This is a genomic window from Thalassotalea sp. G2M2-11 (genome assembly GCF_017168195.1).
GTDB lineage: Bacteria > Pseudomonadota > Gammaproteobacteria > Enterobacterales > Alteromonadaceae > Thalassotalea_E.
On the sequence record NZ_JADNYL010000003.1, the window covers coordinates 85,297 to 97,858 of the forward strand.

The 12,562-nt window shown below is 40.9% G+C and carries 10 protein-coding genes and 1 pseudogene; 9 read left to right on the forward strand and 2 right to left on the reverse strand.

The genetic code is table 11. The annotated features are described in order from the left end of the window. The first annotated feature begins 88 nt into the window (after window positions 1–88). The 6 genes from sdhC to odhB all read left to right on the forward strand — a co-directional run bounded on the left by sdhC (window position 89) and on the right by odhB (window position 7,775). Window positions 89–463, forward strand: a complete 375-nt coding sequence (sdhC, locus tag IV514_RS11350; protein WP_206485393.1) for a succinate dehydrogenase, cytochrome b556 subunit — start codon at window positions 89–91, stop codon at window positions 461–463. Beyond that, a complete protein-coding gene (gene sdhD / locus IV514_RS11355; RefSeq protein WP_206485394.1) occupies window positions 457–804 on the forward strand; it encodes a succinate dehydrogenase, hydrophobic membrane anchor protein in 348 nt (115 codons plus the stop codon). Before sdhC ends, sdhD begins: the two co-directional genes overlap by 7 nt. After that, the gene (gene sdhA, locus IV514_RS11360; protein ID WP_206485395.1) at window positions 805–2,574 is read left to right on the forward strand and encodes a succinate dehydrogenase flavoprotein subunit; all 1,770 of its coding nucleotides are present in this window, start codon (window positions 805–807) and stop codon (window positions 2,572–2,574) included. Window positions 2,575–2,586: 12 nt separating this feature from the next. Continuing rightward, complete coding sequence (locus IV514_RS11365) at window positions 2,587–3,297, forward strand: succinate dehydrogenase iron-sulfur subunit (RefSeq protein WP_206485396.1); 711 nt, start codon at window positions 2,587–2,589, stop codon at window positions 3,295–3,297. Between the two features lie 152 nt (window positions 3,298–3,449). Beyond that, on the forward strand, window positions 3,450–6,254 hold the full coding sequence (locus tag IV514_RS11370; protein ID WP_206485397.1) for a 2-oxoglutarate dehydrogenase E1 component: 2,805 nt from the start codon (window positions 3,450–3,452) through the stop codon (window positions 6,252–6,254). Window positions 6,255–6,293: 39 nt separating this feature from the next. Beyond that, window positions 6,294–7,775: a 2-oxoglutarate dehydrogenase complex dihydrolipoyllysine-residue succinyltransferase gene (gene odhB / locus IV514_RS11375; protein ID WP_206485398.1), complete on the forward strand. Its 1,482-nt coding sequence runs from the start codon at window positions 6,294–6,296 to the stop codon at window positions 7,773–7,775. A gap of 65 nt (window positions 7,776–7,840) precedes the next feature. On the opposite strand, the gene IV514_RS11380 is transcribed toward odhB, so the two are convergent. Next, the gene (locus tag IV514_RS11380) at window positions 7,841–8,143 is read right to left on the reverse strand and encodes a metalloregulator ArsR/SmtB family transcription factor (protein ID WP_206485399.1); all 303 of its coding nucleotides are present in this window, start codon (window positions 8,141–8,143) and stop codon (window positions 7,841–7,843) included. A 111-nt stretch (window positions 8,144–8,254) separates the two neighbouring features. Between IV514_RS11380 and IV514_RS11385 the strand changes: the two are divergent. The 3 genes and pseudogenes from IV514_RS11385 to sucD all read left to right on the forward strand — a co-directional run bounded on the left by IV514_RS11385 (window position 8,255) and on the right by sucD (window position 11,568). Continuing rightward, window positions 8,255–9,160 (forward strand): annotated as a pseudogene (locus tag IV514_RS11385) (permease). Window positions 9,161–9,529: 369 nt separating this feature from the next. After that, window positions 9,530–10,696: an ADP-forming succinate--CoA ligase subunit beta gene (gene sucC / locus IV514_RS11390; RefSeq protein ID WP_206485400.1), complete on the forward strand. Its 1,167-nt coding sequence runs from the start codon at window positions 9,530–9,532 to the stop codon at window positions 10,694–10,696. Continuing rightward, window positions 10,696–11,568 (forward strand): succinate--CoA ligase subunit alpha, encoded by an 873-nt coding sequence (gene sucD / locus IV514_RS11395; protein ID WP_206485401.1) that lies wholly within the window; start codon window positions 10,696–10,698, stop codon window positions 11,566–11,568. The genes sucC and sucD overlap by 1 nt, the downstream gene beginning before the upstream one ends. 59 nt (window positions 11,569–11,627) lie before the next feature. On the opposite strand, the gene IV514_RS11400 is transcribed toward sucD, so the two are convergent. Further along, window positions 11,628–12,560: a hypothetical protein gene (locus IV514_RS11400; protein WP_206485402.1), complete on the reverse strand. Its 933-nt coding sequence runs from the start codon at window positions 12,558–12,560 to the stop codon at window positions 11,628–11,630. Window positions 12,561–12,562: the final 2 nt, after the last annotated feature.

A 12,562-nucleotide genomic window follows, 5' to 3' on the forward strand; every position in this document is an offset into this window, starting at 1 on the left:
TAAGATCCTTGGGGGGTTGCTCATACAAATTATTTTTGGGTGACAATAAAAAAAAAGTTGAAGGCTCTTTGAGCTCTTAGGCGAAATCGTGAAAAAACAACGTCCTGTAAATCTAGACCTAACTACAATTAAAATGCATCCAGCGGCAAATGTGTCTATTTTGCACCGTATTTCTGGTGTCATTATGGTATTTGCTATTGGTATTTTATTGTGGACACTTTCATTATCTTTATCTTCTGCTGAAGGATTCGCACAAGTCGAGTCATTACTTGATGGTGTATTCTTCAAACTGATTATCATCGGTATTACTTCCGCTCTTATCTACCACGTTTTAGGTGGTATTCGTCATTTATTGATGGATATGGGGCATTTTGAAGAACTCAGTTCTGGTAACGCAACCGCTAAACTAGTGCTAGCTCTTTGGTTGATTCTAACCATCGTTGTAGGAGTAAACTTATGGTAAATAATGCAGCAACTGTAGGCCGTAGCGGCGTACATGACTTTATTCTTATTAGAACAAGTGCCGTGGTACTTGCTCTTTATGTTTTTTATATTCTTGGCTTTTTTGTTACAACGCCTGACGTAACTTATGAGTTATGGCAAGGCTTTTTTGCGAATATTTGCACTAAAATATTCACTATTGTTGCATTGTTTGCCTTGCTGATTCATGCATGGATCGGTATCTGGCAAGTGTTATCTGATTACGTTAAACCTGCGTTTTTCCGCGGTGTTTTACAATTTTTATTTGCGGTTACTTTATTAGCTTATTTAGTAACTGGCTTTTTAACTGTGTGGGGTGTGTAAATGAGCGTACCTGTTCGTGAATTTGACGCCATTGTAATTGGCGCCGGTGGCGCTGGTATGCGCGCTGCATTAGCAATTTCAGAGTCTGGCCAATCATGTGCCTTGATTTCGAAAGTTTTTCCAACTCGTTCTCATACGGTTTCTGCGCAAGGCGGTATTACTGTTGCGTTAGGTAACGCCCATGAAGACCACTGGGAACAACATATGTACGATACCGTGAAAGGTTCTGATTATATCGGTGACCAAGATGCGATCGAATACATGTGTAAAACTGGCCCAGAGTCCATTATTGAACTTGAAAAAATGGGTTTGCCATTTTCTCGTTTCGAAAACGGTAAAGTTTATCAGCGTCCATTTGGTGGTCAATCGAAAAACTTCGGTGGTGAGCAAGCTGCTCGTACTGCCGCAGCTGCTGACCGTACCGGTCATGCCTTGTTGCATTGTCTCTATCAACAAAACGTTAAAAATAAAACCAACGTTTTCTCTGAGTGGTACGCACTAGACCTAGTTAAAAATGACGATGGTCATGTTGTGGGTACAACCGCTATTTGTATTGAAACGGGTGAAGTCTGCTACTTTAAAGCACGTGCAACAGTACTTGCTACTGGTGGTGCAGGTCGCATCTTCGCGTCAACAACTAATGCTCATATTAATACTGGTGATGGTGTTGGTATGTCGCTTCGTGCTGGCGTTCAAATGCAAGATATGGAAATGTGGCAATTCCATCCAACGGGTATTGCAGGTGCAGGTGTACTTGTAACTGAAGGTTGTCGTGGTGAAGGTGGTTATCTATTAAATAAAGATGGCGAGCGCTTTATGGAACGTTATGCACCAAATGCTAAAGACCTTGCTGGTCGTGACGTAGTTGCGCGTTCAATGATGACTGAGATCCGTGAAGGTCGTGGATGTGACGGTCCTTGGGGTCCACACATTAAACTGAAGTTAGATCATTTAGGTCGTGAAACGTTAAATCAACGTTTGCCTGGCGTATGTGATTTATCTAAGACATTTGCACATGTTGATCCAGCGGAAGAGCCAATTCCTGTTATTCCTACATGTCACTACCAAATGGGTGGTGTGCCATGTAATGTTAATGGTCAAGCAATTAGCTTTAATCCTGAAACGGGTGAAGACACCATTATTGAAGGTTTATTTGCCGTTGGTGAAATTGCGAACGTATCAGTTCACGGTGCTAACCGTTTAGGTGGTAACTCATTACTTGATTTAGTGGTATTTGGTCGTGCAGCGGGTAACTTCTTAGGTAAATACTTAAATGATACCGAAAGCGGACGCGATGCTTCTGAATCTGATATTGATGCAGCGTTAGCACGTTTTAATCGTTGGGAATCTTCTACTTCTGGTGAAGATCCGGTACAAATTCGTAAAGATTTACAACAATGTATGCAGATGAACTTCTCGGTATTCCGTGAAGGTGAAGCAATGGCTCAAGGTATGAAAGAGTTAACGGAAATTCGTGAGCGTTTACAACATGCCAAGCTTGACGACAAGTCTTCTGAATTTAACACTCAGCGTATTGAGTGTTTAGAGTTAGATAACTTGATGGAAACAGCGTACTGTTCAGCTAAAGCGGCTAACTTCCGTACTGAATCTCGCGGGGCTCATGCACGCCAAGATTTCACTGAGCGTGATGATGAGAACTGGTTATGTCATTCTATTTATTCTCCACAGACTGAAGATATGTCAAAACGTGGCGTTAATATGGCACCTGTTCACCGTGAAGCTTTCCCTCCGAAAGCTCGTACATACTAAGGAGCATTCTTGATGAAACAAGTTTTTTCGATTTACCGTTACAACCCAGATGTTGATAATGCACCTTACATGAAGGACTACGAATTAGAAATTCCTGAAGGTTCTGACATGATGGTACTTGATGCCTTGATCTTATTAAAAGAGCAAGACTCAACGTTATCATTCCGTCGCTCATGCCGTGAAGGTGTGTGTGGTTCTGATGGTTTAAATATGAACGGCAAAAATGGTTTAGCATGTATCACGCCATTATCTGAGTTAAAAGCGAATAAAATTGTGTTACGTCCATTACCAGGGTTACCGGTAGTACGTGATTTAATTATTGATATGACTCAGTTTTATAATCAGTATGAGAAAATTAAGCCGTACTTAATTAATGATGGTAAAGAACAGCCTGCACGTGAACATCTGCAGTCTCCTGAAGAACGTGAGCACTTAGATGGTCTTTATGAGTGTATCTTGTGTGCTTGTTGTTCAACGTCTTGTCCATCTTTCTGGTGGAACCCTGATAAGTTTATCGGTCCTGCAGGTTTATTACATGCCTATCGTTTTTTAATCGATAGTCGTGATACTGCAACTGAAGAACGGTTAGATGATTTACAAGATGCCTATAGCGTATTCCGTTGTCACGGTATCATGAACTGTGTGGATGTTTGTCCGAAAGGATTGAACCCAACGAAAGCCATTGGCCATATTAAGTCAATGTTACTTTCTCGCGCAGTATAAAACTAAATAGCAGAGCACATTGTCAGTGTTCTGCTATTTCTTTATTCGGTGTAGTTGTTGTTTGCATTGATGCAATTAGCCAATAGTCTAATTTACGTGCGAATAATTATTATTTAATTTTTTATGGCTTATATCCCATAAAGGAACAGGCAATGCCAGAAGGTGTAATGAAGGCTTGGCTAGAGTCTTCCCATTTAAGCGGTGCAAATACTGCTTATATTGAAGAATTGTACGAATCTTACCTCGATAACTCGCAATCTGTGTCGGCAGAGTGGCGTGAAGTCTTTCAGCAACTGCCTAAGATTGAGGGTGCTGATGTTGAATATCGTCACTCAGAAATCCGAGAAGAATTCAGAGAACTTGCAAAAGAAGCCCATAAAACCGTGGTCGTATCGGCTGGTGGTGATGCAAAACAAGTTAAAGTATTGCAACTCATTAATGCATTCCGTTTTCGCGGTCATCAAAACGCTAATTTAGATCCGCTAGGGATTTGGCAGCGTGAGAAAGTACGTGATTTGCAACTGTCGCATCATGAGTTATCTGAAAACGATTTTGACAAAGAGTTTAATGTAGGCTCTTTTGCCGTCGGTCAAGAGACCATGAAGTTAGGCGATTTATTCAAAGCGTTGCAGAAAACGTATACTGGCTCTATTGGTGCTGAGTATATGCATATTACTTCGACTGATGAAAAGCGCTGGATCCAAAATCGCCTTGAATCAGTGCAGTCACAAGCAAAAATGTCTGTGACTGAAAAAGAAGAAGTACTTAAAGGCTTGATTGCTGCTGATGGCTTGGAAAAATACCTTGGGGCTAAATTCCCAGGGGCTAAGCGCTTTTCACTAGAAGGTGGCGATGCCTTAATTCCAATGCTGAAAGAGTTAATTACGCGTGCAGGCACTCATGGCACTAAAGAAGTTGTCTTTGGTATGGCTCACCGTGGTCGTCTGAATGTGCTTGTTAATGTCATGGGCAAAAACCCGAATAAACTATTTGATGAATTTGCTGGTAAAACAGATGAAGTGTTAGGCTCTGGTGATGTGAAATACCACCAAGGTTATTCATCTGACTTTGTGACACCAGGCGGTAATGTGCATCTAGCGCTCGCTTTTAACCCTTCTCATCTTGAAATTGTTAACCCTGTCGTGATTGGCTCAGTTCGAGCTCGTCAAGACAGACGTGAATGTGATCAGGGCGACTTAGTGTTACCGGTTACCATTCATGGTGATTCTGCTATCGCTGGTCAGGGGGTAGTACAAGAAACCTTTAATATGTCACAAGCGCGTGCATTTAAAGTGGGTGGTACTATTCGTATTGTAGTGAACAACCAAGTTGGCTTTACTACTTCAAACCCGCAAGATACGCGCAGTGGTGAGTACTGTACCGATATAGCTAAAATGGTACAGGCACCAATTCTTCATGTGAATGGCGATGATCCTGAAGCGGTTGTTTTAGCAACCCAAATCGCACTAGATTACCGTAATACCTTTAAGCGTGATGTGGTTATCGATCTTGTTTGTTACCGTCGTCACGGACATAACGAAGCAGATGAGCCAAATGCGACGCAGCCGTTAATGTATCAGAAGGTGAAAAAGCACCCAACGCCTCGTCAGCTGTATATGGAACGTCTAAACAGTGAAGGTTCAATACCTGAATCGAAAGCCAAAGAATTAGTTGAATACTACCGAAAACTGCTTGATGAAGGTCAGTGCACTGTTGAACAGTGGCGCCCGATGACAGAGCATTCAGTCGATTGGACTCCTTATCTTGGTCATGACTGGGATGATGCTTATGATGCATCTCTACCATTAGATAAATTAAAAGCGTTGGCAGAGAGTATCTCAAGCTATCCTGAATCGCATACCGTCCATTCACGTGTTAAAAAGATATATGATGACCGTGTTAAAATGGCAAAAGGCGAGAAGTTACTTGATTGGGGCTTTGCGGAAAATCTAGCTTACGCGACTATTGTAGATGAAGGCCAACGTGTTCGTATCACGGGTCAAGATGCGGGTCGTGGTACATTCTTCCATCGCCACGCTGTGCTTCATAATCAGGACGATTCTTCACAATACATGCCGTTAAAAAATGTACGAGAAGGGCAAGGGCCTTTTGATGTTCATGATTCGGTGTTGTCTGAAGTGTCTGTGCTTGCGTTTGAATATGGTTATACCACGGCAGAACCAGCTGGTTTAACGATTTGGGAAGCCCAATTTGGTGACTTTGCAAACTGCGCACAAGTGGTTTTTGATCAGTTCATTTCTTCAGGTGAACAAAAGTGGGGCCGTTTATGTGGCTTAACTATGTTATTACCTCATGGATATGAAGGACAAGGTCCGGAACATTCATCTGCGCGCTTAGAACGTTATTTACAGCTGTGTGCTGATCACAATATGCAAGTGTGTATTCCATCAACACCAGCACAAGTGTTTAATATGTTACGCCGTCAAGTGGTACGCCCAATGCGTCGTCCATTAGTGGTTATGTCACCTAAATCATTATTACGTCATCCAGCTGCTGTTTCTTCATTAGAAGACTTGGCTTCGGGCGTTTTTCATAATGTTATCGGTGAAATTGATGATATTAATCCAAAAGACGTTGAACGCGTTGTTTTTTGTAGTGGTAAGGTTTATTACGAACTACTTGAACAACGTCGTAAGAGAGAATTAAACAATATTGCGATTATTCGTGTGGAACAACTTTACCCGTTCCCAGAAGAAGAATTTAAGAAAGAGTTGGAGCAATACCAACATGTTAAGCAATTTGTTTGGTGTCAGGAAGAACCGCAAAACCAAGGTGCTTGGTACTGTTCACAGCACCATTTTAGAGCGATGATCCCTGAAGGTACTTATTTGACATATGCTGGCCGTAAGGCATCTGCAGCGCCGGCTGTCGGCTATATGTCTGTCCATGTTAAAGAACAACAAGCGTTAGTAAATGAAGCGCTAACCGTTGAATAAACCATATTATGTGGCTAAAAGATTGTAAGGAATAATTGAATGACAACCGAAATTAAGGTTCCTGTTTTACCCGAATCAGTTGCTGATGCAACAGTAGCTACTTGGCATGTTCAAGTAGGTGATAGCGTATCACGCGATCAAGTACTTGTTGATATTGAAACAGATAAAGTGGTACTTGAAGTACCTGCAACTGTTGATGGTGTGATCACTGAGATCTCACAAGAAGAAGGGGCAACTGTTTTAGGTGAACAAGTAATCGCCATTCTTACTGAAGGTACAGCAGCTCAAGAAAAGTCAGCACCAAAAGAAGACGCTCCAGCAGCATCAACAGGTGGCGAAACTCTTGATATTTTAGTACCGGTATTACCTGAGTCAGTTGCTGATGCAACCGTTGCTACTTGGCATGTTGCCGAAGGTGATGCAGTATCTCGCGATCAAGTGTTGGTTGATATTGAAACTGACAAAGTGGTATTAGAAGTGCCTGCTACTGCTGATGGTGTGATGGGTAAAATTGAACACGGTGAAGGTGATACAGTGTTAGGTCAGCAAAAAATTGCTGAACTAATTGCCGGTGGTAGCGCAAGCGCTTCTGCTGCACCAGCGTCTTCAGCTGAAGATGCTGTAAGTGCAGATGAATTAGCTAGCCCGTCTGTTCGTCGATTAATGACCGAAAAAGGCTTAACCGCGAGTGACGTTACTGGCTCAGGTAAAGGTGGACGCATTACTAAAGAAGATGTTGAAGCAGTAGCTAATAAGCCAAAATCAGCACCAAAAGCTGAAGCACCAGCGCCAGCAGCACAAGCATCAGCAGCGTTAGGTGAACGTACTCAAAAACGTGTACCTATGACGCGTTTACGTAAAACTATTGCTAACCGCTTATTAGAAGCGAAAAATTCAACGGCGATGTTAACGACTTTCAATGAAGTTAACATGAAGCCAATCATGGACTTACGTAAGCAATACAAAGACGTATTTGAGAAAACTCATGACACACGTTTAGGCTTTATGTCGTTCTATGTGAAGGCGGTAACGGAAGCATTAAAACGTTTCCCTGCAGTTAACGCTTCTATTGATGGCGATGATATTGTTTATCACAACTTCTTTGATATCTCGATTGCCGTGTCTACGCCTCGTGGTCTAGTAACTCCAGTTCTTCGTGATGCTGATCAGTTAAGCATGGCAGGGATTGAAAAAGGTATTAAAGAGCTAGCGATCAAAGGTCGTGATGGTAAATTGAGCATGGAAGACATGCAAGGTGGTAACTTCACTATTACTAATGGTGGCGTATTTGGTTCATTAATCTCAACACCGATTATTAACCTACCACAAACGGCTATTTTAGGGATGCATAAAATCCAAGATCGTCCAATGGCGGTTGATGGTAAGGTAGAAATTTTACCTATGATGTATCTAGCATTGTCTTATGACCACCGTTTGATTGATGGTAAAGAGTCTGTTGGCTTCTTAGTAACAATTAAAGAGTTACTTGAAGATCCAACACGTTTATTATTAGACGTATAATCGTTAAGTGATAGCTCGTTAATAAAAGCCGCTAAATAGCGGCTTTTTTTATTGCTGAAATACTTCTACTTAGTTGCGGCTTGTTCATCAGCACAGCATTCATCCTGAAGAAAACCGAGCACTTGTTTAAGCCTTTGATATTCTACCACACAGTATAAGGTACGGCTTTCTCGACGCTGCTTGATCAATTGAGCAGAGACTAGCCCTGATATATGATGTGACAATGTTGACGCTGGAATGTTTAATTGTTCTTGTATCACACCTACCGGTAAACCATTGGTTCCTGATTTCACTAATCGTTGAAAAATAGCTAATCGTGTTGGATGACCAAGTTCTTTAAGTGCTTTTGCAATGCTGTCGATATCCATCAAAAATCTCAAAATTCATATCTATATTTCGATATTACTAGAAATAACTTGCAATAAGCAAATGTAATTATATAATTCGAAAAATCTAGAAGTATGGAATTGGTCGTTGTGATGAATGAATCTGTGAGCAGTACATTAAATATGTTTGTTTTTCTTGCCGTAGAGTTAACGGTGCTTTTTTTAGCTATTAGTTATCTAGTTGGTGTGTTGCAGCACTATATTTCGCCAAACAAAATCAAGGCGATACTAAGTAGTTAAAATGGCAAAGGCTATGTGGTTGCTGTTTTTCTTGGCGCGATCACGCCGTTTTGCTCTTGCTCTACCATTCCTTTTTTAAAAGGGTTATTACGAGCAAAAGCAGGGTTTGGGCCTATGCTAGTGTTTTTATTTGCCAGCCCTTTGTTAAATCCAATCGTGTTAGGGCTATTTGCTGTCACCTTTGGCTGGCAAGTGGCGTTATTTTATTTTGCTGTAGCGGTTGTTGTTTCGATCGCGGCTGGCTTTACCTTAGAGCAACTTGGTTTTGAACGTTATGTCAAATCTGAAGCGTATCTGGCGCCTGCATCAACAAATTGTGCGAGTCAATGTGCTCAGGCAAAACCCATTGTTTCGAAATGGCTTAGCATTTGGCAAAGCACTTGGAAAGACTTTAAGGCTGTGCTGCCTTATTTAGCGGTAAGTATCACAGTGGGCGCTGTTATTCATGGTTTTGTCCCGGCTGAATTTATTGCCAGTGTTGCCAGTAAAGATAACTTACTGGCTATTCCTATTGCTGCCGTGATTGGTATTCCTTTGTACGTTAGAGCTTCTGCAATGATACCGCTCAGTTCAGTGCTCGTTTCTATGGGCATGGGATTAGGAGCGGTTATGGCATTAATTATTGGTAGTGCAGGGGCAAGCTTAACGGAAGTGATATTACTAAAGTCATTGTTTAAAAATACCATGATAGTTGCTTTTTTAGTTGTTGTGCTGTCAATGGCAATTGGTGCAGGTATCTTATATTCAACGTTGTTTTAAATACTAAGCTGATTGACGTTGCCATACCAGCTCAAATGCCTTTGCAAGAAGGAGCGAGTTATTGTGTAATTTCTTGTGGTGTAGACAGTGGTGGCTGCATGCAAATTTAACGCAATTTGATTTTTACTGTTGGATAATTATTCAAACTGCAAAGATAAACATATAAGTCAATACAGATGTAAGGTATTTGTTAAACTTTCATTATTATTAATCAAATTACTCAAAAAAATAATGATCTAGACTATAGTATAAGCTTCAAGGGGTTTGCTCTTTAGAGCTTTTGTACTATAATCGGTCAACTTTTTTCGATGGTGGTAGCTTTTATTTAGTTACTGTCATTTTCATCTACAGATAAATGGATAAAACACCATGAATTTGCATGAGTATCAAGCGAAACAATTATTCGCTGAATATGGTTTACCAGTTTCTGAAGGTTTCGCTTGCGATACACCTCAAGAAGCTGCGGAAGCTGCTGATAAAATTGGCGGCGATATGTGGGTTGTTAAGGCACAGGTTCACGCCGGTGGCCGTGGTAAAGCTGGCGGTGTTAAGCTAGTTAAAACCAAAGACGAAATCAAAGAATTCGCACAAAACTGGTTAGGTAAGAACTTAGTGACTTACCAAACAGATGCGAATGGTCAGCCAGTTGCTAAAATTTTAGTAGAAAGCTGTACTGATATCGCGAACGAACTATATTTAGGCGCGGTTGTTGACCGTGGTACTCGTCGTGTTGTATTCATGGCTTCAACAGAAGGCGGTGTTGACATCGAAACTGTTGCTGAAGAAACACCACACTTGATCCACAAAGCAGCGATTGACCCATTAGTAGGTCCTCAAGCGTATCAAGCGCGTGAATTAGGTTTCAAACTTGGCTTAAACCCAACACAAATGAAGCAATTTGTAAAAATCTTCATGGGCTTAGGTAACATGTTTATCGATCACGATTTCGCCTTATTAGAAATCAACCCGTTAGTTATTACTGACGCAGGTAACTTACACTGCTTAGACGGCAAAATTGGCGTTGATTCAAATGCGTTATACCGTCAAGCAAAAATCCGTGAAATGCACGATCCATCTCAAGAAGATGAGCGTGAAGCACATGCAGCGCAGTGGGAATTAAACTACGTAGCATTAGACGGCAACGTAGGTTGTATGGTTAACGGTGCTGGCCTTGCAATGGGTACCATGGATATCGTTAACTTACACGGCGGCAAGCCAGCTAACTTCCTTGATGTAGGTGGTGGCGCAACGAAAGAACGTGTATCAGAAGCATTCAAAATCATCCTTTCTGATGACAACGTTAAAGCAGTATTGGTAAACATTTTCGGTGGTATCGTGCGTTGTGACATGATCGCTGAAGGTATTATCGGTGCGGTTAAAGAAGTAGGTGTTGAAGTACCAGTGGTTGTTCGCCTTGAAGGTACAAACGCTGAAGCAGGTCGTGAAGTGTTAGCTAACTCAGGCTTAGACATTATCGCTGCTGAATCATTAACTGACGCTGCTACTAAAGTAGTTGCTGCTGCGGAGGGCAAATAATGTCTGTATTAATTAACAAAGATACTAAAGTTATCTGTCAAGGTTTCACTGGTGGTCAAGGTACTTTCCACTCAGAGCAAGCGATCGAATACGGTACGCAAATGGTTGGTGGTGTATCACCAGGCAAAGGCGGTCAAACTCACTTAGGTTTACCAGTATTTAACACAGTACGTGAAGCGGTAGAAGCAACTGGCGCAACTGCAACAGTTATCTACGTACCGGCACCATTTTGTAAAGATGCTATTTTAGAAGCGATTGATGCAGGTATTGAATTAATCGTGACTATTACTGAAGGTATTCCAACGTTAGACATGCTTGACGTTAAAGTGAAGCTTGAAGAAACTGGCGTTCGTATGATCGGTCCTAACTGTCCTGGTGTTATCACGCCGGGCGAAACTAAGATTGGTATCATGCCAGGTCACATCCACAAGCCAGGTAAAGTAGGTATCGTATCTCGTTCAGGTACGTTAACTTATGAAGCCGTTAAGCAAACAACGGATGCTGGTTTTGGTCAATCAACGTGTGTTGGTATTGGTGGTGACCCAATCCCAGGTACTAACTTCATTGACGTATTGGAAATGTTCCAAAATGACGACCAAACTGAAGCGATCGTAATGATCGGTGAAATTGGTGGTACAGCAGAAGAAGAAGCAGCTGAGTACATTAAAGCAAATGTTACTAAGCCGGTAGTTTCTTACATTGCTGGTGTTACTGCTCCTCCAGGTAAGCGTATGGGCCATGCTGGTGCTATCATTGCTGGTGGTAAAGGTACAGCTGACGAGAAATTTGCTGCATTAGAAGCTGCTGGTGTTAAAACGGTTCGTTCTTTAGCGGATATCGGTGAAGCACTTAAAGAGAAAGCGGGTTGGTAAGCAACTAGCGTTTCTTTTGAAATGATATTTAAAACCCGCCATCAGGCGGGTTTTTTGTTTTAAACAAACATATCCCTTTGTTTGTCATACATAGATTTAGCATGCCTATGCGCCTTGCCCTGTGGTGTTTCATGAGGAGATTGACCATCTAGTACTTCAATAACTGTGGGGACAGAATACCCTTTAATTTTTACTTCTCCAATTTCATCTAGCTCTCGATTAATTCTTAATACACAGTTTATGCTTGTACCCGCGTGAAAATTTAAGCCATCAATAAAAATAGATTCTTTGAATTTTTGATCATGCATATTAAAGCTAATTGTTTGATCTTTATATATTCCTTTCCACTTATAATTACCATCTTTTAATACTGGTGATATAAGCTCTATTTGTGCATTATCATCCTCTTCTGCTCTCAATTTATTAGTACTAAGAATAAACTCTCTAAATGCTCTTCGGTCTATGATTTTTTCTTGGGAAAATGGGTTATCTTTATTATCAAGTGCACTGATACTTATACTCTTAACTTTAGGGTCATTATTTAGATGAGTATAAAAATTAGATTTTCGTTTTGTTATCTTTAAATTTTTAGATAATTTTTTTGCGGTTACCTTGGCAAGATCGTTAATATTGTCAGATGAGTTTATTTGCTGCAGCTTCATTTTAAGTTCTTGTATTTGTAACTGCTCGAGCTCTTTAGTACGAGCATCACCTTCGGGATCATAAGTAAAGTATATTGTTGTTACTAAGCCTACTGCCATTAAAATAACTTGAAGCTGTTGAGAGTTTTCGCCTAGTGCTTTCCATTTATCTTTAAAGCCGCCTTCAAGAGGTATTTCTGATATTAGTCTTGTTTTAATATCTAATAATGTGGCGACTTCGGATATTATTGCTAATAGCTCTGCTTCACACTTATTTCTTGTTATCGCATCGATATCATGACTATCATCATCAAAATAATAATGAAGCTCAAGCTTGTTTATTGCTTCCATTC

Bases quoted from the DNA above. Each gene is read 5' to 3' on its own strand.
- sdhD (WP_206485394.1), top strand. From the start codon at position 457: ATGGTAAATAATGCAGCAACTGTAGGCCGTAGCGGCGTACATGACTTT.
- sdhA (WP_206485395.1), top strand. From the start codon at position 805: ATGAGCGTACCTGTTCGTGAATTTGACGCCATTGTAATTGGCGCCGGT.
- IV514_RS11365 (WP_206485396.1), top strand. From the start codon at position 2,587: ATGAAACAAGTTTTTTCGATTTACCGTTACAACCCAGATGTTGATAAT.
- IV514_RS11370 (WP_206485397.1), top strand. From the start codon at position 3,450: ATGCCAGAAGGTGTAATGAAGGCTTGGCTAGAGTCTTCCCATTTAAGC.
- odhB (WP_206485398.1), top strand. From the start codon at position 6,294: ATGACAACCGAAATTAAGGTTCCTGTTTTACCCGAATCAGTTGCTGAT.
- IV514_RS11380 (WP_206485399.1), bottom strand. From the start codon at position 8,143: ATGGATATCGACAGCATTGCAAAAGCACTTAAAGAACTTGGTCATCCA.
- sucC (WP_206485400.1), top strand. From the start codon at position 9,530: ATGAATTTGCATGAGTATCAAGCGAAACAATTATTCGCTGAATATGGT.
- sucD (WP_206485401.1), top strand. From the start codon at position 10,696: ATGTCTGTATTAATTAACAAAGATACTAAAGTTATCTGTCAAGGTTTC.
- IV514_RS11400 (WP_206485402.1), bottom strand. From the start codon at position 12,560: ATGGAAGCAATAAACAAGCTTGAGCTTCATTATTATTTTGATGATGAT.